The organism is Streptomyces sp. CA-278952, from assembly GCF_028747205.1.
GTDB lineage: Bacteria > Actinomycetota > Actinomycetes > Streptomycetales > Streptomycetaceae > Streptomyces.
Window position 1 is genome coordinate 6,385,711 of the sequence record NZ_CP112880.1, and the last position, 24,348, is coordinate 6,410,058.

21 protein-coding genes and 1 tRNA gene are annotated in these 24,348 nt (G+C 71.1%); 12 read left to right on the plus strand and 10 right to left on the minus strand.

Annotated elements, in window-relative coordinates:
* Positions 1–744 carry an enoyl-CoA hydratase family protein gene (locus N7925_RS28245; protein ID WP_274345555.1) on the minus strand — a complete coding sequence of 248 codons (744 nt, stop codon included), beginning with the start codon at positions 742–744 and terminating at the stop codon, positions 1–3.
* Between the two features lie 158 nt (positions 745–902).
* On the opposite strand from N7925_RS28245, the gene N7925_RS28250 reads away from it, so the two are divergent.
* The 3 genes from N7925_RS28250 (at position 903) to N7925_RS28260 (ending at position 3,424) form a co-directional block, all read left to right on the plus strand.
* Positions 903–1,835, plus strand: coding sequence for an SDR family oxidoreductase (locus N7925_RS28250; RefSeq protein WP_274345556.1), 933 nt, complete (start codon positions 903–905; stop codon positions 1,833–1,835).
* A 163-nt stretch (positions 1,836–1,998) separates the two neighbouring features.
* Positions 1,999–2,793 carry a VOC family protein gene (locus N7925_RS28255; RefSeq protein WP_274345557.1) on the plus strand — a complete coding sequence of 265 codons (795 nt, stop codon included), beginning with the start codon at positions 1,999–2,001 and terminating at the stop codon, positions 2,791–2,793.
* A 58-nt stretch (positions 2,794–2,851) separates the two neighbouring features.
* Positions 2,852–3,424, plus strand: a complete 573-nt coding sequence (locus tag N7925_RS28260) for a GNAT family N-acetyltransferase (RefSeq protein WP_274345558.1) — start codon at positions 2,852–2,854, stop codon at positions 3,422–3,424.
* Between the two features lie 3 nt (positions 3,425–3,427).
* On the opposite strand, the gene N7925_RS28265 is transcribed toward N7925_RS28260, so the two are convergent.
* Entirely contained in the window at positions 3,428–4,183 is a 756-nt protein-coding gene (locus N7925_RS28265; RefSeq protein WP_274345559.1) for an ankyrin repeat domain-containing protein, read from the minus strand.
* A gap of 30 nt (positions 4,184–4,213) precedes the next feature.
* Positions 4,214–5,116, minus strand: a complete 903-nt coding sequence (locus N7925_RS28270) for a hypothetical protein (protein WP_274345560.1) — start codon at positions 5,114–5,116, stop codon at positions 4,214–4,216.
* Positions 5,117–5,349: 233 nt separating this feature from the next.
* On the opposite strand from N7925_RS28270, the gene N7925_RS28275 reads away from it, so the two are divergent.
* Positions 5,350–6,129, plus strand: coding sequence for a serine protease (locus tag N7925_RS28275; protein WP_274345561.1), 780 nt, complete (start codon positions 5,350–5,352; stop codon positions 6,127–6,129).
* 31 nt (positions 6,130–6,160) lie between these two features.
* On the opposite strand, the gene N7925_RS28280 is transcribed toward N7925_RS28275, so the two are convergent.
* Positions 6,161–8,215: a glycoside hydrolase family 35 protein gene (locus N7925_RS28280; RefSeq protein WP_274345562.1), complete on the minus strand. Its 2,055-nt coding sequence runs from the start codon at positions 8,213–8,215 to the stop codon at positions 6,161–6,163.
* Positions 8,216–8,455: 240 nt separating this feature from the next.
* On the opposite strand from N7925_RS28280, the gene N7925_RS28285 reads away from it, so the two are divergent.
* From N7925_RS28285 to pepN, 3 genes are all read left to right on the plus strand, one after another.
* Positions 8,456–9,334 carry an AraC family transcriptional regulator gene (locus N7925_RS28285; protein WP_265602233.1) on the plus strand — a complete coding sequence of 293 codons (879 nt, stop codon included), beginning with the start codon at positions 8,456–8,458 and terminating at the stop codon, positions 9,332–9,334.
* 67 nt (positions 9,335–9,401) lie between these two features.
* A complete protein-coding gene (locus N7925_RS28290; protein WP_274345563.1) occupies positions 9,402–9,764 on the plus strand; it encodes a chorismate mutase in 363 nt (120 codons plus the stop codon).
* A gap of 414 nt (positions 9,765–10,178) precedes the next feature.
* Positions 10,179–12,770: an aminopeptidase N gene (gene pepN, locus N7925_RS28295; RefSeq protein ID WP_265602235.1), complete on the plus strand. Its 2,592-nt coding sequence runs from the start codon at positions 10,179–10,181 to the stop codon at positions 12,768–12,770.
* 416 nt (positions 12,771–13,186) lie between these two features.
* On the opposite strand, the gene N7925_RS28300 is transcribed toward pepN, so the two are convergent.
* Positions 13,187–13,510, minus strand: a complete 324-nt coding sequence (locus N7925_RS28300) for a transcriptional regulator (protein ID WP_443032359.1) — start codon at positions 13,508–13,510, stop codon at positions 13,187–13,189.
* Between the two features lie 85 nt (positions 13,511–13,595).
* On the opposite strand from N7925_RS28300, the gene N7925_RS28305 reads away from it, so the two are divergent.
* Together N7925_RS28305 and N7925_RS28310 are read left to right on the plus strand one after the other, a co-directional pair.
* Positions 13,596–15,065 carry a pyridoxal phosphate-dependent decarboxylase family protein gene (locus N7925_RS28305; RefSeq protein WP_274345564.1) on the plus strand — a complete coding sequence of 490 codons (1,470 nt, stop codon included), beginning with the start codon at positions 13,596–13,598 and terminating at the stop codon, positions 15,063–15,065.
* Complete coding sequence (locus tag N7925_RS28310) at positions 15,062–16,489, plus strand: lysine N(6)-hydroxylase/L-ornithine N(5)-oxygenase family protein (RefSeq protein WP_274345565.1); 1,428 nt, start codon at positions 15,062–15,064, stop codon at positions 16,487–16,489. Before N7925_RS28305 ends, N7925_RS28310 begins: the two co-directional genes overlap by 4 nt.
* Before the next feature lie 146 nt (positions 16,490–16,635).
* Here N7925_RS28310 and N7925_RS28315 read toward each other — a convergent pair whose 3' ends face one another.
* Positions 16,636–18,456: a bifunctional metallophosphatase/5'-nucleotidase gene (locus N7925_RS28315; protein WP_274345566.1), complete on the minus strand. Its 1,821-nt coding sequence runs from the start codon at positions 18,454–18,456 to the stop codon at positions 16,636–16,638.
* 139 nt (positions 18,457–18,595) lie between these two features.
* Between N7925_RS28315 and N7925_RS28320 the strand changes: the two genes are divergently transcribed.
* Complete coding sequence (locus N7925_RS28320; RefSeq protein ID WP_274345567.1) at positions 18,596–19,339, plus strand: SIMPL domain-containing protein; 744 nt, start codon at positions 18,596–18,598, stop codon at positions 19,337–19,339.
* Positions 19,340–19,459: 120 nt separating this feature from the next.
* A complete protein-coding gene (pyk, locus tag N7925_RS28325; protein ID WP_265602239.1) occupies positions 19,460–20,899 on the plus strand; it encodes a pyruvate kinase in 1,440 nt (479 codons plus the stop codon).
* Between the two features lie 17 nt (positions 20,900–20,916).
* Here the strand turns inward: pyk and N7925_RS28330 are convergent, their stop codons facing one another.
* Both N7925_RS28330 and N7925_RS28335 read right to left on the minus strand, forming a co-directional pair.
* Positions 20,917–21,702: a helix-turn-helix domain-containing protein gene (locus N7925_RS28330; protein ID WP_274345568.1), complete on the minus strand. Its 786-nt coding sequence runs from the start codon at positions 21,700–21,702 to the stop codon at positions 20,917–20,919.
* Between the two features lie 81 nt (positions 21,703–21,783).
* Positions 21,784–21,866, minus strand: a tRNA-Leu gene (locus tag N7925_RS28335).
* A gap of 94 nt (positions 21,867–21,960) precedes the next feature.
* On the opposite strand from N7925_RS28335, the gene N7925_RS28340 reads away from it, so the two are divergent.
* Entirely contained in the window at positions 21,961–22,617 is a 657-nt protein-coding gene (locus N7925_RS28340; RefSeq protein ID WP_007460230.1) for an ANTAR domain-containing response regulator, read from the plus strand.
* Between the two features lie 84 nt (positions 22,618–22,701).
* On the opposite strand, the gene N7925_RS28345 is transcribed toward N7925_RS28340, so the two are convergent.
* Both N7925_RS28345 and N7925_RS28350 read right to left on the minus strand, forming a co-directional pair.
* Positions 22,702–23,418 (minus strand): ABC transporter ATP-binding protein, encoded by a 717-nt coding sequence (locus N7925_RS28345; protein ID WP_265602241.1) that lies wholly within the window; start codon positions 23,416–23,418, stop codon positions 22,702–22,704.
* The gene (locus tag N7925_RS28350; protein WP_265602242.1) at positions 23,415–24,347 is read right to left on the minus strand and encodes an ABC transporter ATP-binding protein; all 933 of its coding nucleotides are present in this window, start codon (positions 24,345–24,347) and stop codon (positions 23,415–23,417) included. Before N7925_RS28350 ends, N7925_RS28345 begins: the two co-directional genes overlap by 4 nt.
* Between the last annotated feature and the right edge of the window lies 1 nt (position 24,348).

Sequence of the window (24,348 nt, forward strand, 5' to 3'; positions counted from 1 at the left end):
TCAGGCCTCCTTGCCGAAGGTGTCGCGGACCCGGGCGGCGGTCCCGGCGAGGTTCGCCTCAAAGGTGAACCCCTGCTCGAAGCGGTAGCTGCGCTGTACGTCGACGGGGTCGATGCCGTTCAGTGCGGCTTTCGCGAGCCGCAGCAGATGGCCGTCCTTGGCGGCGATCTCGGTCGCCAACTCCAATGCTGCATTGGTCAGCTCATGGGCCGGGACCACCCGCCAGACGGAACCGTGGGCGAGCAGCTCGGCCGCGGTGACGGTGCGGGAGGTGTAGTACAGCGTGCGCATCAGGTGCTGTGGTACCAGCCGGGCCAGGTGGGTCGCGGCGCCGAGTGCGCCCCGGTCCAGCTCCGGAAGGCCGAAGACCGCGTCCTCGCTCGCGACGATCGCGTCGGCGTTCCCGACGAGTCCGACCCCGCCGCCCAGGCAGAACCCCTGCACCGCCGCGACGACCGGGACCTCGCACGTGTACACCGCCGCGAACGCCTCGGCGCAGCCACGGTTGGCGCCGATCAGGGCCTCGTGCCCCGTATCGCGCTGCAATTCCTTGATGTCGGCGCCCGCGTTGAAGCCGCGCCCGGCGGCGGCCAGGACGACGCAGCGGACCCCGGGGTCGCGGCCCGCCGCCCGGACGGCGTCCGCCAGGTCGTACCAGCCCTGCACGGGAAGCGCGTTGACGGGGGGACGGTCCACGGTGACGACGCGGACGCCGTCCGAGGGGCGGGCGGTGGAGACACTCATCGGAGGATCAGCTACCTTTCCACCAAACATTTGTTAGGTGGACGGTAGCAGTCCCGCCCCCGGGCGCCAACCGGCCGTCTACCGGTCGCCTACCGGTCGTCAATTGGCCGCCAACGGGCTGCCGGCCGTCAGTAAGCCGTCGATCATGGGGAGATGAGATGACCGCACCCATCGCACGCCGTGCCGGACTCTGCGCGGACCGGGTCGTCGCCGTCACGGGCGCCGGGCGGGGGCTCGGCCGGGCCCACGCCCTGGCCTTCGCCGCCGAAGGGGCGCGCGTCGTCGTCAACGACCTCGGCGTCGGACCCGACGGGGACGGGGGCTCCGCCGGCCCGGCCCGGGAGGTCGTCGACGAGATCGTGGCGGCGGGCGGCGAAGCCGTCGTCCACGGCGGCGACATCGCCACGGCCGAGGGCGCCGCCTCCCTGGTCACCACCGCCGTGGACGCCTTCGGCCGCCTCGACACCCTGGTCAACAACGCGGGCTTCCTGCGCGACCGGATGCTCGTCAACCTGGACGAGGACGACTGGGACGCGGTGATGCGGGTCCACCTCAGGGGCCACTTCCTGCCCCTCAAACACGCCGCCGCCCACTGGCGGGCCGAGACGAAGGCGGGGAGGGCGCCGGTCGCCCGGGTGATCAACACCAGCTCGGGCGCCGGACTCCTCGGCAGCGTCGGCCAGGGCAACTACGCGGCGGCCAAGGCCGGAATCGTGGCCCTGACCCTGGTCGCGGCGGCCGAGCTGGGCCGGTACGGGGTCTGCGTCAACGCCCTCGCCCCGGCCGCCCGGACCCGGATGACCGAGCGGACCTTCGCCGAGACGATGGCGGCCCCGGGGGCGGGGGAGTTCGACGCCATGGCCCCCGCGAACGTCTCGCCCCTGGTCGTCTGGCTCGGCTCCGCCGCGAGCGAGGGGGTGACGGGCCGCGTCTTCGAGGCCGAGGCGGGCCGCATCACCGTTATGGAGGGCTGGCGCCCGGGCCCCACCGACGACCGGGGCGCGCGCAGGTCCCCGGCCGAGGCGGGCGAAACGGTGCGTCGGCTGCTGGCCGACGCGGAGGAACCGGGGCGGGTCTACGGGGCGTCCTGAGGGGCGCCCTGCCGGTCATGCCGGGTTCCCGTGCCCGCGCCCCGTGCCCGGGACCGCGCCCGTGCCTGGGACCGCGCCCGCCGATCGCGTACGGCGCGGGAAACCCGCTTGCGCATCCGTACGGGCGCCCGATATCCAGCAGGGGACACCGGAGGAGCACACGATGACGCGGCACGGCCCGATGAACGAGTTCTGCTGGATGGACCTCAAGACCCGCGACCCGTCCGGCACCGCCGTCTTCTTCTCCTCGGTACTGGGCTGGGAGTTCGCCGTGGACGAAGAGGACTGGCGGCGGGCCGTCAAGATCTCCGCCGGGGGCGAGCGGATCGGCGGGGTGAGCGATCTCGCCCAGCCGGTCTATCCGCCCGGTACGCCGCCGCACATCGCCTATTACCTCGCGGTCGACGACGTGGACCACCGTACGGCTCTGGCGGTGGCGAACGGGGCGCAGGTCGTCGTCCCGCCGTTCGACGCGGGGGACCAGGGCCGGATCGCCACACTGATCGACCCGGTGGGCGCCGTCCTCTCCCTCTGGCGGCCGCGGGGGTTCGCCGGGTGGCCGGCCTCGGCCACCGCCGACGGCACCCCCCACCACGCGGTCCTGGCCTGCGAAGACCCCGAGCGGGCCCGGGAGTTCTACGCCAGGACGACGGGCACGCCCCTCGGCCGGGCGGTCTTCCGGGAAGCAGGCCCCGCCGCGACCGGCACCGCCACCGGCTCCGCACCCCAGTGGCAACTGGCCCTCACCGTGGACGATCCGGACGCGGTGATCCGCCGGGCCCGCGCCCACGGGCCCGGTCTCGTCACCCTCGCCGGAAAAGGCGCCCTCCGCGTCGTGCGGCTTCGCAGCCCGGAAGGGCTGACGTTCCTGATCCAGGGCCGGGACCTGATCCAGGGCCGGGACCCGGTCCAGGCCCCCGTCCCGGGCCGGGCGCCAGGGCCCCGGCCGGACCGCTGACGCCCGCGACGCACATATCGGGTGGCGCGGCCCGGCCGCCGGCGGTGAGGATCGCCGTATGCGCACCTTCCTGGAGACCGACCGGCTCGTCCTCGACCCGGTCACCGACGCCGACGCCCCCGACCTGCTCGCCCTCGACAACGACCCCGCCGTCATGCGGTACATCAACGGCGGCCGGCCGACGAGCCCCGAGGACATCCGGGACCGGACCCTGCCGAGGCTCCTCCACGACCACCCGTGCACCGGAACCCGCGGCTTCTGGGCCGCGCGGGAGAAGGACACCGGAGCCTTTCTGGGCTGGTTCGAGCTCCGGCCGGTGGACGACCACGACCCCGCCGTCGCCGAACTCGGCTACCGGCTGAACCAGGCCGCCTGGGGCCGCGGTTACGCCACCGAGGGCGCGCGGGCCCTGGTCGACAAGGGGTTCACCGACCTCGGGGTCCAGCGGGTCACCGCCAACACCATGGCGGTCAACACGGGATCCCGGCGCGTGATGGAGAAGACGGGGCTGACCTTCCTGCGGGCGTACACCGAGGACTGGCCGGAGGTCATCGAGGGCTCCGAGCACGGCGAGGTCGAGTACGTACTCACCCGTGAGGTCTGGGAGCGCGGCCGGCCGGGAGCCCGGTAGCGACTACGACGCCCCGCCCAGCAGGGCCGCGATCTCCCCGTGGCCCGTGTGCTGGTCCGTGCCCGCCGACGGCACCCCGTCCCTGAGCAGCTCCACCGCCATCGTCTCCTCGCCGTCCCTGAGGTCGCGGAGCGTCACCGTCTCGATCCCGGAGCCGTACGACTCCTCCAGCCGCCGCCGCAACTCCCGCTCCGGATCGAGGGCGGAGATGCGCCGCGCCTCGGCCAGCGCGAGCGCGACCACGGACTCCTGCCCCGCCGCCCCCGCACCGTGCGCGAGCAGCGCCCGTACCGTGCGCGGGGAGCCGCGCTGCGCCGCCAGCACCAGCATCGCCTCGCCCTGCGGGCCCGGCAGCAGGGGGTCCGCGCCTCGGGCCAGGAGCACTTCCACCGTCGGGGCGTGTCCCAGGCCGACCGCCCACCGCAGCGCGGTGAAACCGAACTCCTCGCGCAGATCCGGCCGGGCCCCGGCGGACAGCAGCGCCTCCACCACCTCGGTGTGCCCGCCGCACGCCGCTCCGCACAGCGGCAGGTCGCTCGCCTCCGGGCCGCTCGCCCGGTTCGGGTCCGCCCCGACCGCGAGCAGCAGGCGCACCGCCTCCAGCAGGTCCTGCACCGACGCCAGATAGAGCGCCGTCGTGCCTTCCTCGTCGCTCGACTCGGCCGGCGCGCCCGAACGCAGCGCCCGTACGACCGCGTTCTCATCCTCGTACAGCGCGTCGAACAGGCGTAGTTCGTCCCTGATCGGCTCGTTCGTCATGCTTCGATCCTACGGTGGCCGGAACGACGCTCAGGTGTCACATTCCAGGGTGGTCCGGCACAGCCCGCAACGCGCGGTGAACCGGCCCCGGACGGGAACCCGGATGCGCTGGTGACAGGTGGGGCAGGGGAACGAGACGCGCAGGTTCCGGCCGTCGGTCTCGAAGGCGTACGGGACGTTCGGGTCCGGCCCGGTGCCGGGGTGGTCCTGGGCGTAGCGCCGGTCCTTGGCGTAGCGGCGGCGGCCCGCCCAGCCCGCGGCGGTCAGCGGGGGCCTGCGCAGATCGTGCAGCGCCCGCTCCCGCCCCTTGGTGTACGCGGTGTACGCCTGGGGGCTGGTGAACCACGGGGAGGGGTCCTCGCCGAAGGCGAACGCCCGCTTGGCCAGGACGTATCCGAACTCCTCGGGGGTGAGATAGCCGAGCTTCTGGCGGGACGTGGCGTCCTCCCGGAACGCGTCCAGCAGCAGCCAGCCCGCGCCGAGGTAGGCCGTCGTCGTGTCGGTCAGGATCTCGTTGGCGCGGGTGCCGGGGAACTCCAGGCCGAGCCGGTGCAGCAGCACATGGGTGACCTCGTGCGCGAGCGCCGCCCCGATGTCCCTGCGGTGGGTGCGGAAGCGGTCGTTGAGCTCGATGAAGTACTCGGGGCCGGCGGTCAGTTCCACGCTCGCCGCGTGCTCCATCGCCCGGAAGCCGACGATCATGCGGGCCTCGGGCAGATGGAGGTGCTGGACCAGGGCCCGGGCCACCCGCTGGGCGCCGAGGTGGAGATCGTCCGCGTCGGAGAAGGCGGCGTCGGCGGGGACCAGGCTGGTGCCGTAGGTGTGGACGCCGTCCGGTGAGAGCCGCCGGTACAGCGCGGTGATCGCGGACCGGACCGTGTCCAGATGCGGAAAGCCGTGGACGACCGGTGCGCCCGGCCTGCCGTTGCTCACGTCCGTACCCCCATCCGCTCCGGCCGAGGCCCCCGCCCGCGGCCGGTCTCCACTGTAGGCCGGGCCGCCCGAGGGGCGCGGGGATCCGCCGCACCGAGCTTGGCCGAAAAGTGTGCCTTGTGGCAGCGGTGACCGCATCCCGATAATCGGATGGACTTGACGGGTTCATGACTAAGTCATGGAGTCGTCCCGTCGTGGTTCCCCCAGCAACCCCCCACGAAAGAAGGCTCTCCGTGAAGCAGCTTCTGCGTGCGCTGAAGAGATGTTCCGTCGTCGTCGCCACCGTCGCCATAGCGGTCGTCGGCCTCCAGCCCGTCACCGCTTCCGCCGCCCCCAACCCCATCGTCGGCGGAACCCGCGCCGCCCAGGGCGAGTTCCCCTTCATGGTCCGGCTCTCCATGGGCTGCGGCGGCGCCCTCTACGCCAAGGACATCGTCCTCACCGCCGCCCACTGCGTGAACGGATCGGGCAACAACACCTCGATCACCGCCACCGCCGGCGTCGTCGACCTCCAGTCGACGAGCGCCATCAAGGTCCGTTCCACCAAGGTCCTCCAGGCGCCCGGCTACAACGGCATCGGCAAGGACTGGGCGCTCATCAAGCTCGCCCAGCCCATCAACCTGCCCACCCTGAAGATCGCCACCACCACCGCCTACAACCAGGGCACCTTCACCGTCGCCGGCTGGGGAGCCAACCGCGAGGGCGGCAGCCAGCAGCGCTACCTGCTCAAGGCCGACGTCCCGTTCGTCTCCGACACCGCCTGCCGCTCCGCCTACGGCAGCTCGTTCGTCGCCGGGGAGGAAATCTGCGCCGGCTACCTCAGCACCGGTGGCGTCGACACCTGCCAGGGTGACTCCGGAGGCCCGATGTTCCGCCGGGACAACGCCGGAGCCTGGGTCCAGGTCGGGATCACCAGCTACGGCCAGGGCTGTGCCCGACCCAACTACCCCGGCGTCTACACCGAGGTCTCGACCTTCGCCTCCGCCATCGCCTCCGCGGCCGCCGGTCTCTGACGCTCCCGACCGCCCGCACCCCCGCGGGTGATCACGGCTGAACCACCCCGGGGGCGCCCGTCCGTACGGGCGCCCCCGGACCCAGCTCCACACACGGCTCGCCCGCGTCTTCGAGTTCCAGGACCCACACCTCGTTGGCGCCGTCGCGGAGCACCGGTCCCGGCACGTACAGGGTCCGCTGCGGGCCCACCGACCAGTACCGGCCCAGGCAGAAGCCGTTCACCCAGACGAACCCGCGCGTCCAGCCCGGCAGTTCGAGCCCCGCGTGATCGACGCTGGAACCGCTGGAACCGCTGGAACCGCCGGAACCGCCGGAACCGCCGGAACCGCCGGAACCGCCGGAACCGCCGGAACCGCTGGAACCGCTGGAACCGCTGGAACCGCTGGAACCGCTGGAACCGCTGGAACCGCTGGAACCGCTGGAACCGCTGGAACCGCTGGAACCGCTGGGACCGCTGGAGGCACCGGAAGCACCGGAAGCGGCTGAGGCGCCTGAAGCGCCTGAAGCGCCCGTCGTCCCCTCGATGGTGAACGTCCCCCGGAACAGGCCCGTCCGCCCCGCGTCACCCGCCCCGGCGGCGGCCTCCACCGGCCCGAACGGGACCGCGGCCACCGCGTCCGCGGCCTCGAACGCGTCCAGCCGCAGGCCCCGGGCCCGTACCCCGTGCAGATACTGCCGCTCGTGCAGCACCCCGCCCGTGATCCCCTTCGGCTCACCCAGGCGCGGCCCGTAGTTGACCCGGCCCAGCGACTCCACCCACAGCTCGACCTCCGCCGGACCCGCCACCGGCTCCGGCAGCGTGCCGGACTCCTCGGTCAGCACCCCGGCCCGGGCCCCGTCCACGTACACCACCGCCCGGTCCCGCAGCCCCGAGGCCCCCAGCGGATACGCCTGGCGCGGCCCCGGCACCGCCACCCGGTAGCGCACAAGACCCCGGTCCACGCCCAGCTCCTCGAACGTCGGCGGCACCCCCGACTCCGTCTCCGGATCGCCCAGCGCCTCCAGGACATCCCCGAGCCCGGCCCACTCCGCCAGCTCCACCCGCACCGGCCCCGCCAGCCCGACCGGCTCCGCCGGCAGCGCGGGCAACGGCCCCTCGGCGTAAGCCTCCAGGACCTCCCGGAACAGCCGGAACTTCTCCGTGGCCCGCCCGTACTCGTCGACCGGCGCGTCGTAGTCGTACGACGTCACCGTCGGCCGGAACGACTCGTCCTGATGCGGGCCGGACCGGTTCGCCCCCGCCCAGCCCCCGAAGTTCGTCCCCCCGTGCGCCATGTAGATGTTCACCGACGCCCCGCACTCCAGGATCTCCCGCAGCGCCCCGGCCGCCTGCTCCGCATCCCGGCGCACCGGCTCGGCCCCCCAGTGGTCGAACCAGCCGCACCAGAACTCCATGCACATCAGCGGGCCCCTCGACTGATGCCGGCGCAGCACCTCGAAACCCTCCCGCGCCCCCGAACCGAAATTCGCCGTCGCGAGAAGCCCCGGCACCGAACCACCGGTCAGCATGTGGTCCTCCGGGCCGTCCGACGTGAACAGGGGAACCGTCACCCCGCACTGCCGCAACAACCCCGCCAGCCACGCCAGATACACCGCGTCGCTGCCGTAACTCCCGTACTCGTTCTCCGCCTGTACGAGGATCACCGGACCGCCCCGGGACACCTGCCGCTGCACCACCTGCGGCAGCAGCTCCCGGAACCACCGCTCCACCACCGCCCGGTACGCCGCGTCCCGGGTGCGCACCCGACGCCCGAACCGGCCCGTCACCCACACCGGAAGGCCGCCGTTCTCCCACTCGGCGCAGATGTACGGACCCGGCCGCACGATCGCCCACAGCCCCGCCCGCCCCGCCGCGTCCAGGAACCGGCCGAGGGCCCCGACATCCCGGACCTCGCCCTCGCGGGGCTCGTGCAGATTCCACGGCACGTACGTCTCGACGCAGTTCAGCCCCATCGCGGCGAGCATCGCGAGCCGGTGCTCCCACTGCGCCTCGTGCACCCGGAAGTAGTGCAGGGCCCCCGACAGCAGCCGCACGGGCTTCCCGTCGAGCCGGAAGCAGTCGTCCCCCACGGTGAAGTCGGTCATGGTGCTCGTACGCTCCTGTGCTCGGCCGCACCCGGCGGCCCTCGGGTCGATTGGTCCGACCACCTTCACCTCTGGCGCCGCACCCGGTCCATGGACAAAGATCGCTGCTGATTGGACACAACGGACCAGCGGGGATCGGACACCACGGACCGGCCGGGTCGGCACCCGGACCAGCAGGGTCGACGCCCGGGCCTGCCGGTTCGGCAGACGGAACAGCAGGGAGAGGAAGGAAGGACCGCGATGTACCACACCTGGATGCGCTTCTTCACCCCGAGCCCGCTCCACCACCGCCTGGGCCTCGTCTGCCTCGGCGTCGGCCTCCAGCACGGGGCGCTGCCCACCGTCGGACCCCGCACCCTCGACCACCACGTCGCCGTGATCGTCAACTCCGGCACCGGCTGGTTCAAGGGCCCCGACGGCCGCCGCACCCCCGTCACCGGCCCCAGCCTCATCTGGCTGACCCCCGGGACCCCCCACCACTACGGCGCCGATCCCGGCACCGGCTGGGACGAGAGCTTCGTCGACTTCACCGGCCCCGCCACCACCACGTACACCGAACTCGGCTACATCGAGCCCGACCGCCCCCTCGTCCCCCTCTCCGACACCGCCGCCCCCCGCGCGGCCGTCGGTCGCATCGTGCGCGCCGCCCGGCGCGGCAACCCCCTCCTGGAGGTGGAGACCGGGGCCGCCGTCCACGAACTCCTCGTCACCCTGCGCCGCGCCCGCGCCGGCATCGGCCCCGACGGCGCCCCGGTGCTCCAGGCGCTGGCCCGCGACGCGTACCAGCCGCTCACCGTCGCCGAGCACGCCGCCCGGCACGGCATGACCCCCGCCGAACTGCGCACTGCCGTACGGCGCGGCGCCGGCTGCAGCCCCAAGGACTACCTGCTGGGCATCCGCCTGGGCCGGGCCAAGGAACTCCTCGCCGCCACCGACCTCCCGGTCGCCGCCGTGGCCCGCCGCGTCGGGTACGACGACCCCGCCTACTTCTCCCGGCTCTTCGCCCGCCGGGTCGGCACCGCCCCCGTCCGCTTCCGCGAACAGCAGGGCCGCAGCGTGCCCGGCGGCTGGAGCGACCGGGTGCCCGACCCCGACGACCCACCGACGATCAGCACGTGAGCGCGGCGGTCCACGACCCACCGGCGACGGGACCCCTCCACCGCCGGTGGGTCTAAGCTCGCTGACCATGAGTACGAGCGAAATCGACGCGTCCGTCCAGGCCGAGCTGAACCGGCTGCGCGAGAGCATCGACAACATCGACGCCGCCGTCGTCCACATGCTGGCCGAGCGCTTCAAGGCCACCCAGCAGGTCGGCCGCCTCAAGGCGGACCACAGGCTGCCGCCCGCCGACCCCGCCCGCGAGACCCGCCAGATCGCCCGGCTCCGGCAGCTCGCGCAGAGCGCCAACCTGGACCCCGCGTTCGCCGAGAAGCTGCTGACCTTCATCATCGCCGAGGTGATCCGCCACCACGAGCGCCTCGCCGACGAAGCGGGGAACGGCGACCCCGACCGCACCGGAGACACGAGGGCCGCCACCACCGGAGCCTGACCGTCCGGACCGAGGAGGCGCACTGCGCAGCCTGACCGTCCGGGCCCAGGGACGCGCCCCGCGAAGCCTGACGGTCCGGACCGAGGGACGCGCCCCGCGAAGCCCGCCCGTCCGGACCGAGGGACGCGCCCCGCGAAGCCTGACGGTCCGCACCCAGGGACGCGCCCCGCGCAGCCTGACGGTCCGCACCCAGGGGCGCGCCCCGCGAAGCCCGCTTGTTCGCACCGCGAAGCCCGCCCGTCCGCACCCAGGGGCGCGCCCCGCGAAGCCCGCCCGGTGAGATCCGCCCGGCGAGGCCCGCCCGCCACGGGGGACGCGCCCCCGCGAGACCCGCCCCGCGCACCCCCGGACCGCCCCGTCCGCCCAGGGAGAACCCCGCTGCGCCCGCCGTCACCCGTACGGCAGCATGGGAACATGTCCGTACTGACGCGCGACGAAGCGCAGACCCGAGCCCAGATCCTCGACGTGGAGCGATACACGATCGCCCTCGACCTCACCACCGGCGAGGAGACCTTCGACTCCGCCACCGTCATCCGGTTCACCGCCCGCGCGGCCGGAGACACCTTCGTCGAGGTCAAGCCCGCCACCCTGCGCTCGATCAGCCTCGACGGACAACCCCTGGACCCCGACCTCCTCGACGGCAACCGCTACCCCCTCACCAAAATCACCGCCGGCCCCCACGAACTGCGCGTCGACGCCGCGATGCACTACTCCCGCACCGGCGAGGGCATGCACCGCTTCACCGACCCCACCGACGGCGAGACCTACGTCTACACCCAGTTGTTCATGGAGGACGTCCAGCGCGTCTTCGCCGCCTTCGACCAGCCCGACCTCAAGTCCGTCTTCGCCATCGACGTCACCGCGCCCGAAGGCTGGACCGTCCTCGGCAACGGCGTCGCCGAACACACGGGGGAGGGGCGCTGGACCATCGCCGCCACCCCCCTCGTCTCCACCTACCTCGTCGCGGTCGCCGCAGGACCCTGGCACTCGGTCACCACCGAGCACGCCGGGCTGCCCTTCGGCATCCACTGCCGCCGCTCCCTCGCCCCGTACCTGGACGCCGACGCCGACGAGATCCTCGACATCACCCGCGCCCTGTACGACCGCTACCACGAGAAGTTCGACGAGCCCTACCCGTTCGACTCCTACGACCAGGCCTTCGTCCCCGAGTTCAACGCGGGCGCCATGGAGAACCCCGGACTCGTCACCTTCCGCGACGAGTTCGTCTACCGCTCCGCCGTCACCGACACCGAGCGCCAGACCCGCGCCATGGTCATCGCCCACGAGATGGCCCACATGTGGTTCGGCGACCTCGTCACCCTGGCCTGGTGGGACGACATCTGGCTCAACGAGTCCTTCGCCGAGTACATGGGCTACCAGACCCTCACCGAGGCCGCACTTCCCCGAGCTCTCAACTCCGTCCCTGCCGGGGAGACCCCGTTCCCCGACACCTGGGTCGACTTCGGCGTCGCCCGCAAGGGCTGGGGCTACGACGCCGACCAGCGCCCCTCCACCCACCCCGTCGCCCCGGACCCCGACGCCGTCCCCGACACCGCGTCCGCCCTCCTCAACTTCGACGGCATCAGCTACGCCAAGGGCGCCTCCGCACTGCGCCAACTCGTCGCCTGGCTCGGCGAGAAGGACTTCCTGGCCGGCATCAACACCCACTTCGCCCGCCACAGGTTCGCCAACGCCACCCTCGCCGACTTCATCGACAACCTGGCCTCCGCCACCGACCGCGACGTCCACGCCTGGGCCGAACAGTGGCTGCGCACCACCGGCATCGACACCCTCACCGCCGAGATCAGCTCCCCCGAGCCCACCGCCGGCCCCACCGTGCCGAACGGCAACGGCCAGGCCTGGGCCCTCACCGTCACCCGCGACGGCTCCCGCCCCCACCGCGTCACCGTCGGCGCCTACGACCACGCACTGGGCACCCAGGGCGCCCCCGGCCACCTCGCCCTGCGCGACCGCTTCGACCTCGACGTACCCGGCGACGGGACGCCCACGATCCGCCCCGGCCGCCGCCCCGCCCTCGTCGTCCTCAACGACGGCGACCTCACCTACGCCAAGGTCCGCCTGGACACCACCTCCTGGGACACCGTCCTGACCAGCCTCTCCGGCATCCCCGACGCCCTCACCCGGGCCGTCGTCTGGAACACCGCCCGGGACATGGTCCGCGACGCGCAACTCCCTCCCGCCACCTACCTCGCGACCGCACGCACGCACCTCCCGCACGAGACCGACCTCGCGCTCGTCCAGGGCGTCCTGTCCTTCGCCGCCGGCCAGGTCGTCGACCGCTACACCATCCCCGAGGACCTGCCCGCCGCCCGCGCCACCCTCACCGACCTCTGCCGCGACCTCATCCGCCGCACCGAGGACGGCTCACAGCCGGGCCTCCGCCTCATCGCCGTACGCCACTTCATCGACGCCGCCACCCAGCCCGACACCCTCCGCAGCTGGCTCGACGAAGGCACCGTCCACGGCGGACCCGAGCTCGACCCCGAGCTGCGCTGGCGCATCCTCACCCGGCTCGCCGTCCTCGGCGCCACCGACGAGACCACCATCGCGGCCGCACTCGAAGCCGACCCCAGCGCCACCGGCCGCGAGGGCGCGGCCCGCTGCCGTGCCGCGCTGCCCACCGCCCAGGCCAAGGCCGCAGCCTGGGACGCCCTGTTCACCGACGACACCCTGTCCAACTACCTCTTCACCGCCACCGCCCAGGGCTTCTGGCAACCCGGACAGGAAGAGCTGACCGACGACTACGTGGCCCGCTTCTACCCGGACGCCGTCGCCCTCGCCGCCCGCCGGGGCCCCGCCATCGCCGAAGCCGCCGGACGCTACGCCTTCCCCGCGTACGCCGTCGACCCCACGAGCCTCGGCACCGGCATCCGCGCCCTGGAGGACCCGGCCCTCACCCCCGCCCTGCGCCGCAAGCTCGTCGACCAGCTCGACGACCTGCGCCGCGCCCTCGCCGTACGGTCGGCCGTCGCCCTCGCCGACTGACCGACGCGCACGGCCGCGGGACGGGAACCGCTTCCCGCCCCGCGGCCGGGCGGTACGGAGGATAAGCCGGGGCCGTCGCCGCTCTCGTCCGCGACGTCACCCGGAGCCCCCACCGGGGTCGCGTCCGGAGCCCCGACGGGAATGTCGTCCCCGGAGGCGCCCGTCGCCCGCGGACCGGCCAGGGAGGCCTCGACCCCCACCTCGTAAAGCATCTCCGAGACCGCGTGCTCGCGTTCACCGAGCAGTTCGAGCACCCTGATCCGGACCGGGTGCCCCAGCGTCTTGAAGAACTCCGCCTTCAACCGGCACTCCGCCGGCACCCGTTCGGAGGTCTCCCGGACGATGCGCACGGGCGATCCCGTCGCGTGCGGGCAGCGTCAGCACGTGCCGGTACGGCAAGGTGTCCGGCGGCGCGATCACCGGACGGTCTCCTCGGCCTCCCGCGGCTGGGCGAGCGGCCCGCCCCGGCCGGTCATCATCTCGGTGAGGATCCGCATCTCGGTAAGGATCCGCCGCGCAGCCCGCACCAGCTCGGCGAAATCGCCGCCCGCCGGCTCGTACACCACCGTGGAACCCTCCCGGTTCGCTGAGACGCTGCCGGACCGCCGCACCACCGCCAACGGCGAGAGAGCCGAGGGCTCCACCTCGATCGAGGCCGGCAGATCCCCCACCGGCAACGCCCCCACCCCGCCCCTCCCCAACCGGGCCACACCAACCGGCAGTACCCCTTTCGGGTTCAGATCGTTGGGCTCTTCGGCCGCGCCACCCGAAACCCGGGACAAGCTGGCACGCCCACCCCCGCGCACCCGAAGGACCACCCCACCCATGCCCACCCCGCCCCTCGCCGGAGGCACCGCAGGCCCCGCCGCCCTCCGCCCCCTCATCGACACCGTCCTCACCGCACTCCACGACGGCGCGACCCTCCGCGACGGCCCCCTCCCCGCCGGCGGACCCGACACCGTCACCCCCCGCACCCGCACCGCCACCCACCCCCTCATCCCCGACCACGGCACCGGCCCCCACCACGCCCTCCGAAGCCTCGTCACCGCCCTCGCCGCAGGCGCCGCGGACCCCGCCCACCCCCACTGCGCCGCCCACCTCCACACCCCGCCCCTCGCCCTGGCAGCAGCAGCCGACCTCGCCGCCAGCGCCCTCAACCCCTCCATGGACTCCTGGGACCAGGCCCCCGCCGCCTCCGCCCTCGAAGCCGACCTCACCACCGCACTCGCCGCCGAGATCTACCCCCACACCCGCTCACCCGACGCCGTCATCACCACCGGCGGCACCGAGGCCAACCAACTCGCCCTGCTCCTCGCCCGCGAACGCCACGGCCCCGTACAGACCATCTGCGGCGCCAACGCCCACCACAGCATCACCCGCGCCGCCTGGCTCCTCGGCCTCCCCCGACCCGTCGTCGTCCCCGCCCCCACCGGCATCCTCGACCTCGCCGCCCTCGACCAAGCCCTCACCGAACTCCACCGCCCCCTCCTCGTCGTCGCCACCGCCGGCACCACCGACACCGGCGACATCGACCCCCTCGACGCCATCGCCGACCTCTGCACCACCCACGGCGCCGAACTCCACATCGACGCCGCCTACGGCGGACCCCTCCTCTTCAGCCCCACCCACCGCACCCTCCTCCACGGCCTCGACCGCGCCCACAGCGTCACCCTCGACCTGCACAAACTCGGCTGGCAACCCGCCTCTGCCGGCCTCCTCGCCGTACCCGAACACCACCACCTCACCCCCCTCCACCACCACGCCCCCTACCTCAACGCCGACGACGACACCGAAGCCGGCCTCCCCGACCTACTCGGCCGCTCCCTCCGCACCACCCGCCGCCCCGACGCCCTCAAGATCGCCGTCACCCTCCAGGCCCTCGGCCGCACCGGACTCGCCGACCTCATCGACCGCACCCTCGCCACCGCCCACCACCTCGCCGACCTCGTCACCAAAACCCCCACCCTCGACCTCTACGACCGCCCCACCATCAGCACCGTCCTCCTCCGCCCCACCGACGCCGACGACCACACCGTCGCCACCGTCCGCCGCACCCTCCTCCAACGCGGCCACGCCGTCCTCGGCCGCGCCCACGCCGACGGCCGCCTCTGGCTCAAAGCCACCCTCCTCAACCCCCACACCACCCCCCAGGACCTCCAAGCACTCCTCGACCTCATCACCGACACCACCGCCGACCACCTCACCCACCCACCCACCACCCCCACCGCGACCCACCCCACGCACCCGACCCCTCACCCCACCCCTCACCCCACGGAAAGCGACACCCCGCGATGACCGCCCGGCCCGCCCCCGCACCCGACCAGCCACACGACCTCGTCGGCATCGGCATCGGCCCCTTCAACCTCTCCCTCGCCGCACTCGCCCACAACATCCCCGCGAGCACCGACGACCCCCGACCCCTCGCCGCGACCTTCTACGAACAACGCCCCGCCTTCCACTGGCACCCCGGCCTCCTCCTCGACGGCGCCAGCCTCCAGGTCCCCTTCCTCGCCGACCTCGTCACCCTCGCCGACCCCGCAAGCCCCTGGAGCTTCCTCAACTACCTCCGCACCCGCGACCGGCTCTTCCCCTTCTACTTCGCCGAGCGCTTCCACATCCAACGAGCCGAATACGACGCCTACTGCCGCTGGGTCAGCGAACAACTCCCCGGCCTCCACTTCGGCCACCAGGTCGACGCCGTCCGCTGGAACACCGACCGCGCCCTCTTCGAAGTCGACTTCACCCAACTCGACCGCGACGGCGAAGCCGAAGCCCTCGGCCGCGCCTACGCCCGACACATCGCCCTCGGCATCGGCACCGAACCCTTCGTCCCCGAACCCCTCAAACCCCTCGCCGAAGCCGAAACCGTCCCCGTACTCCACTCCGCCGACTACCTCCGCCACCGCGAACGGCTCCTCACCGCCGAACACATCACCGTCATCGGATCAGGACAGTCCGGCGCCGAGATCTTCCTCGACCTCCTGCGCGCCCGCCCCGAAGGCGCCGAGAAGATCCACTGGCTCGCCCGCACCCAGGCCTTCGCCCCCATGGAGTACTCCAAACTCGGCCTCGAACACTTCACCCCCGACTACAGCCGCTACTTCCACGCCCTGCCCGAATCCGCCCGCGACGAACTCGTCCCCCGCCAATGGCAGCTCCACAAAGGCATCGACGCCGACACCATCGCCGCCATCCACGACGAGCTCTACCGCCGCACCCTCCACGGCGGCTGGCCCGACGCCACCCTCACCCCCGGAGTCCACGTCCGCACCGCCGGACGCGTCGCCAACACCCGCGTCGAACTCCACCTCGAACACACCCAGCAGGGCACCCGCTCCCGCCTCACCACCGACGCCGTCATCCTCGCCACCGGCTACCGCGAACGCCCCCTCGACGCCGTCCTCGGCAGCCTCGGCCCCTACCTCAGCCGCGACGCCTCCCACCGCCCCCGCATCGACGACCAGTACCGCCTGGTCCTCGACCCCGCCGTCACCGGACACGTCTACGTACAGAACGCCGAACGCCACACCCACGGAGTCGGCGCCCCCGACCTCGGACTCGCCGCCTGGCGCAGCGCCACCATCCTCAACAACCTCACCGACGCCAACCCCTACCCCCTCCCCGCCCGCACCGCCTTCACCACCTTCGGCCTCACCCCCCAGCCCCCGAGAATCCCCGCCCAGGCCTCCGCCCTCATCCCCCTGAGCCAATCCGTCTAGCGCCCGCACCCCCGCACAACGAACGGCCCGGGCCCTCCGAAGAAGACCCGGGCCGAACGAAGAACCCACCGCACACAGCGTTACGGATACCGGCGTTACGGGGACAGCGGCGTCACCGGAACACCGGCGTTACGGGAACAGCGGCGTCACGGGAACACCGGCGCCCCATCACGCGTCAGCCGCCACCCCACCGAAGCGAACGCGGCCGGATCCACCGACCCCTTCTCCCGCACCCACCCGATGATCGTGTTCCGGATCTCGTCCGAATCCGCCCACACCTGCCGCGCCCCCGGCACATGCGGGAAGTTCCCCCCACCGCTCGCCCGATAGTTGTTCACCGCGAACACGAACCGCGCCGCCGGATCGATCGCCTTCCCCTCGAAGGACAGCCCGGTGATCCGCGAACCCACCGGCTGCGCGATGTCGATGTCGTACGTCACCCCCGACACCGCGTCGTAGTTGTAGTCCGGAATCCCGTCCGCGTTCGTCAGCTTCGCCGTGTCCACCGGACCACCCGCGGGCGTCCGCACGAAATACCGCGCCGAATACTCCAGATACTCCTTCAGCTGCGCACCCGTGAGCAGCCGCGCCTCCAGCGTGTTCTCGAACGGATACAGCCCCGCCGCGTCCTTGATCGTCACCTCACCGGCCGGAATCCCCGCCGTACGCGAGAAGCACGAAGCCTGCGACAGCACCGGCAACGCCGCGTACTCCCCACCCGCCAGCGCCGCCTTCACCGTCTCCGCCTGCACCTGGTTGATCAGATCGATGATCGGCTCGTCCTTCCAGGGCGCGTCCGCCGTCGACATCGCCACCACCGACGTACCGATCACCTGATTGACGTACTCCACCACCTCGCGGTGCTCCGACCGCAGCAGCGACGTCACCTTCCGGTCCTCCGGCACCGTGTTGGAGTTCAACACCCGCGAACCGGCCTTCTCCACCACCCAGCGCCCCTTCTCCCACACCAGATCGAAATCGAACAGCGTCAGCCGCTGACCCCACTTCGCCGGCTCCGAGAGCACGACCCGCTTCCCCGTCTCCTTGTTCGTCACGAAATGCTCGGCGATCTCCACATGCGCGTGCCCCACCAGAATCGCGTCGATCCCCGGCACCTGCTCCGCCACCAGAGCCGCCGCGTTCTCCACGTACGGCAACTGATCACCCCACGACGACGTCCCCGAAGAACCCGAATGCGCCGAGACCAGCACCACGTCCGCACCCATCGACCGCAGCTTCGGCACCCACTTCGCCGCCTGCTCCTCCAGACCCGGGAACACCATCTTCCCGCCCACATTCGCCTTGTCCCAGATCGCGATACCCGGATTCGTCAGCCCCAGCACCGCCACCCGCACATCACGCCCGTACGGCGTCCGCATCCGCTTGATGACATACGGAGCGAACGCCGGCCGCAACGTCCTCGCATCCAGCGCATTCGCCCCCAGCAACGGAAAGTCGCACTGCTCCTCGAATTTCCGCAGCACCGGAATGCCGTAATTGAACTCGTGATTCCCGAGCGCCGCCGCGTCGTAACCGATCGCGTTCATCGCCCGCGCCATCGGATGCACCGGACCACGCCGCGCCGTGATCGGATCGACCTTCGCGTAGTAGTACGACAACTGCGTGCCCTGGATCGTGTCACCCGCGTCGATCAGCAGCGTGTTCCGACGGCCCTTCTCCCGCCGCACCTGCTCCACCAACGTCGAGATCTTCGCCAGACCGACATCGTTGTGCGCGGAGTCGTCGTACTCCTTGTCCGTGAAGTAATCCCAGTTGAAGACGTTCCCGTGCAGATCGGTCGTGCCCATCACCGTGAACGCGTACCGCTTCGCCGGACGCCCGTGACCGTGACCGTGCCCCTTCGCCTCCGCCGCACCGGCCGAGCCCACGACCGCACCACCCGCCATCGCCACACCCGCACCGGCGGCAGCCGAACGGCCCAGAAACGTCCTACGGTTCAACGGCATCTCTTACTCCTCGTTCAGTAGGGCAACGCGCGTAGATTCTGGCCCAGCCGCCACCACGCACAACACCCCGCGCAGGTTTCGATCCGATGACCACGCGACACACACCACGACACCCCACCCCCCGTGCCACAGTGAACACATGACCGAAACCCCCGCCCCCGCCCCCGTCCCCGCTCCCACACCCGCGCCCCACCACCCCTACGGCACCCCCACCACCCCCCACGTCACCGTCCGCGGCGAAGCCCACCTCGAAGTCGACCCCGAGATCGCCCACATCACCATCACCCTCACCGCCCGCGGCACCGACCGCCGCACCACCCTCGACGGCCTCACCCACCGCAACGCCACCACCCTCGACCTCATCAAGACCTACGGCGACGCGGTGGAGAAGCTGGAAACCGGCACCCTCGCCATCCGCCCCGAACTCACCCGCCACGGCCGCGCCGAACGCGTCCGCGCCTACCACGGCAGCATCCAACTCACCGCAACGCTTGGCGACTTCACCGCACTCGGCGAACTCGTCGCCCGCCTCGCCGATCACGACCTCACCCGCATCGACGGCCCCTGGTGGGCACTACGCCCCACCTCCCCCCACCACGCCACCGCCCGCCGCCAAGCCGTCCAGGAAGCCCTCCAACGCGCCCGCGAATACGCCGAAGCCCTCGACACCCGACTCGGCGCCCTCCTCGAACTCAACGACACCGGGGTCCACGCCGGCCCCCACATGGCCCGGGCAGGCTTCTCCACCCAGGCGACGACCTACCGAGGCGCGGGCACGGAAGCCGCCACCGACGCCGCACCCGTCGACCTCGAACCCGTACGCCAGACCATCGACGCCCAAGTCGAAGCATCCTTCACACTCGTCCCGCCGAACCTCGGATAAACGCTCATCAGAGCACCCCGCTGCACAATTCAACAGTTGTCAACAACCCTTCATGAGAAGGTTGTTGAGGTGTCATGCAGAGCCAAATACCTACCCGTAGGTAAGGTTTAGTCTCGAACCATGCGCCGAGCTAAAATCGTCTGTACCCTGGGACCCGCAACCGACACATACGACCAGATCAAAGCCCTGGTCGAAGCGGGAATGGACATCGCCCGCTTCAACCTCAGCCACGGCAGCTACGCCGAACACCAAGCGCGCTACGACCACGTCCGCAAAGCGTCCGAGGAAACCGGCCGCAGCGTCGGCATCCTCGCCGACCTTCAAGGCCCGAAGATCCGCCTCGGACGCTTCCGCGAAGGCCCCGTACTCCTTGAACGCGGCGACACCTTCACCATCACCGTCGAACCCCTCGAAGGCGAAGGCACCGGCGACATCTGCGGCACCACCTACGACGGACTCGCCGCCGACGTCACCACCGGCGAACGCATCCTCGTCGACGACGGCCGCGTCACCCTCGAAGTCACCGGCGTCGAAGGCCCCCGCGTCCACACCACCGTCATCGAAGGCGGCATGGTCTCCGACAACAAGGGACTCAACCTCCCCGGCGTCGCCGTCTCCGTCCCCGCCCTCTCCGAAAAAGACATCGACGACCTCCGCTGGGCCCTGCGCACCGGCGCCGACATCATCGCCCTGTCCTTCGTCCGCACCGGACGCGACATCGACGACGTCCACCGCATCATGGACGAGGAGGGCCGCCGCCTCCCCGTCATCGCCAAGGTCGAAAAACCCCAGGCCGTCGACAACATCGACGACATCGTCGCCGCCTTCGACGGCATCATGGTCGCCCGCGGCGACCTCGGCGTCGAAATGCCCCTCGAACAAGTCCCCATCGTCCAGAAACGCGCCATCAAACTCGCCCGACGCAACGCCAAACCGGTCATCGTCGCCACCCAGATGCTCGACTCGATGATCGACAACTCCCGCCCCACCCGCGCCGAAGCCTCCGACGTCGCCAACGCCATCATCGACGGCACCGACGCGGTCATGCTCTCCGGCGAGACCAGCGTCGGCAAATACGCCATCGAGACCGTCCGCACCATGTCCCGCATCGTCGAGGCCGCCGAGGAAGACCTCCTCGCCAAAGGCCTCCCGCCCCTCACCGAGCGCAACAAACCCCGCACCCAGGGCGGCGCCGTCGCGAGGGCCGCCGCCGAGATGGGCGACTTCCTCGGCGCGAAGTTCCTCGTAGCCTTCACCCAGAGCGGCGACACCGTCAAGCGCCTCTCCCGCTACCGCTCACCCATCCCGCTCCTGGCCTTCACCCCCGACGAGGCCACCCGCGCCCAGCTCAACCTCACCTGGGGCGTCGAGACCTTCCTCGGCCCGCACGTCGACTCCACGGACGCGATGGTCGCCCAGGTCGACGAGGAGCTGCTGCGCATCGGCCGCTGCCAGAAGGGCGACGTCGTGGTCATCACCGCCGGCTCCCCGCCGGGCGTAGCGGGCTCCACGAACCTGGTCCGCGTCCACCACATCGGCGAGGACGACAGCCCGAAGTAGGGCGGCTCAGGATCTGCTCAGTATTTCGGCCCGACGTGCGCATCCATGAGGGCGACGGATGCCCGTCGGGCTACGGAGATGTTGAAGGGATCGCTACCCCGCGCGAGGGTCGTCCACTCGACGCCTACGGCGGTGAGCGTGTCGCTGAAGAGCTTGCGGATGTCGTCGGACTTGTTGCTGAAGAAGTACCGGGGGTACTCGTAGCGCTTGCGCTCGCCACGCACGAGGCGCGTTGTCCAGTTGATGATCCGGCATCCGTCGGAGTGGATGAGGCCGCGGATGAATTGCCAGGGGTGCGCGTCCACGATCTCTTGCTGCCACGCTTCGAGGGTGATCTTCCGCTCGTGCTTCCTGCCGGGGCCGTGCTGCGGGAAGAGGCATCGAAGGTGCTTCGAGTGGACTTTCACCTGGTGGCATCCCTTTCGACGGACCCTGCATACGGAGTTCTCGGGAAGAACGGCACGCATGGCGCTTTCGCAAAGGTCCATGAGGCCGGGCCACGAGTCTGCGCAGGCGACGGAGAGGCTGGGTGTTCGCATGGCCTGGTTCTGGACTATGTGCCCGTCACCCAGGTACAGGCCGAGAAGGTAGGCGTAGGCAGATCCGTCCAGTTCTCCCTCGCACCGCGAGCAGAAGGAGCGATGGGCTCCGGGGCATTCACCGCGCTTCGCGCGATCCGTATGCTTCCAGTAGCTGATCGTGCCTGCCGGTACGTTCAGCTTTCGTGCAACGTCCGCGTTCCTGACGCCGTTCCGGAGGAGAGTGAGGGCTCGTTGCCTCACAGCAGGTTCGTGCAAGCTCATGTGATCACGATGGGTTGCCGGGCGCGACCCCGCGCAACAAAAAGCGGATGTTCACACGAAAGTGAACATCCGCTTCGGTAGTGCCCGGTGTGGGATTCGAACCCACATGCCCGAAGGCACGGTGGTTTGAGCACCGCGAGTATGACCAGTTCCTCCAACCGGGCAGGTCATGCTGGTCAGAGTGTACCGGGTCCCTGCCGGTTGCCACAGCTAGGTAGGCTCAGGGGCAGCAGTTCTGCCCTGGAACAAGGAGCCCCCGTGACTACCCCCGAGTCGCCCCAGCCCGTAGACGCCGTCGACGACGACAAGTCGCACGTCCCGCCGCTGACGACCCGCGTCGTCATCGCCGAGGACGAGGCCCTCATCCGCCTCGACCTCAAGGAGATGCTGGAGGAGGAGGGTTACTCCGTCGTCGGTGAGGCGGGCGACGGGCAGCAGGCCGTCGAGCTGGCCCGGGAGCACCGGCCGGACCTGGTCATCCTGGACGTGAAGATGCCGGTCCTCGACGGGATTTCCGCAGCCGAGAAGATCGCCGAGGAGTCCATCGCCCCGGTCCTGATGCTCACCGCCTTCTCGCAGCGCGACCTCGTCGAGCGGGCCCGGGACGCCGGGGCCATGGCGTATCTCGTGAAGCCGTTCAGCAAGAGCGACGTGGTGCCGGCCATCGAGATGGCCGTCTCGCGGTTCGCGGAGCTGAAGGCGCTGGAGAGCGAGATCGCGGACCTCTCCCAGCGGCTGGAGACCCGGAAGCTGGTGGACCGGGCCAAGAGCATCCTGCAGACGGATTACGGGCTCTCCGAGCCGGCCGCGTTCCGGTGGATCCAGAAGACGTCGATGGACCGCCGGATGTCGATGCAGCAGCTGGCGGAGGCGCTGATCGAGGACGCCGAGGAGAAGAAGAAGTCGGCCGAGTAGCCGCGAAGACGTACGAAGAGCGAGAGGCCCGCACCCCGAAAGATCGGGCGGTGCGGGCCTCTCGCGTACGGCAGCGGCGGGGTGTCAGTCCTCGCCGAGGTAGGCCTTGCGGACCGACTCGTCGTGGAGCAGGTCCGAGCCCGCGCCGGAGAGGACGATCTTGCCGACCTCCATGACGTGGCCCTGGTCCGCGAGGGACAGGGCGGCCTGGGCGTTCTGCTCGACGAGCAGGATCGTGGTGCCCGATGCCTTGAGCTCGACGATGGTCTGCATGATCTTCTGCATCATGATCGGGGAGAGTCCCATGGAGGGCTCGTCGAGCATGAGCAGCTTGGGCTGGGACATCATGGCGCGTCCCATGGCGAGCATCTGCTGCTCGCCGCCCGAGAGGGTGCCCGCGGCCTGCTTTCGGCGTTCCCCGAGGATGGGGAAGAGGTCGTAGGCGCGCTGGACGTCCTTCTCGATGCCTGCCTTGTCGTTGCGGAGGTAGGCGCCGAGGAGGAGGTTCTCGGTGATCGTCAGCCGGGGGAAGATGTGGCGGCCCTCGGGGGAGTGGGCGATGCCCAGGGAGACGATCTTGTGGGCCGGGATGTTGGCCAGCGGCTTGCCCTCGAAGAGGATGCGGCCGCCGAGTGGCTTGAGCAGTCCGGAGAGGGTGCGCAGGGTGGTGGTCTTGCCCGCGCCGTTGGTGCCGATGAGGGTGACGACCTGGCCGGCGTCGACGGTGAAGGAGATGCCCTTGACCGCTTCGATCTTGCCGTAGGCGACCCGGAGGTCTTCGACCTCTAGCAGTGCGGTCATCGGGTGCCCTCCTCATCGGTGCTGGTGGTGTCGGGCGTCGTGGTGTCCTTCGCCGGGGTGGTGGTGCCGGTGGCCGTTGCGGCGTGGGCCTCGGCTGCTTCGACCTCGGCGACTTCTTCGGCGCCGGGGGCGCCTTCGAAGGGGGTGCCGAGGTAGGCGGCGACGACGCGTTCGTCGGCCTGGACGTCGCCGGGGGTGCCCTCGACGAGTTTCTCGCCCTGGACGAGGCAGGCGACGCGGTCGCAGAGGTTGAAGATGAACCGCATGTCGTGCTCGATGACGAGGACGGCGATGCCCTGGTCCCGGATGGCGAAGATGAGTTCTTCGGTGACGCGGGTTTCCTGGGGGTTCATGCCGGCGGTGGGCTCGTCCAGGAGGAGGAGTCCGGGGTCGCTGGCGAGTGCGCGGGCGATTTCCAGCTTGCGCTGGTCTCCGTAGGGGAGGTTGCGCGCGAGGTGGTCGGCCTTGTCCTGGAGGCCGATGAACTCGAGGAGTTCCATGGCGCGTTCGCGGCTGGCGTCTTCTGCCTTGTGGTAGCCGGGGAGGCGCAGGAGGGCTGACCAGAGGCCTTCCTTGGTCCGGGTGTGGCGTCCGACGAGGACGTTCTCCAGGACGGTCATGTTGGAGAAGAGCCGGATGTTCTGGAAGGTGCGGGCGATGCCGGCCTTGGTGACGAGGTGGGGCTTGGGCGGCAGGACGGTGCCCTTGTAGCTGACCTTGCCCTCGGTGGGGATGTAGAGGCCGGTGAGGCAGTTGAAGAAGGTGGTCTTGCCGGCGCCGTTGGGGCCGATGAGTCCGACGATCTCGCCGCTGTTGACGGTGAGGTCGACGCCGCGTACGGCGGTGAGTCCGCCGAAGCGCATGGTGACGCCGCTGGCGTCGAGGACCGTGGTGGCCGGGTTGGCCGGGGTGGTTGTCGTGGTGGTCATG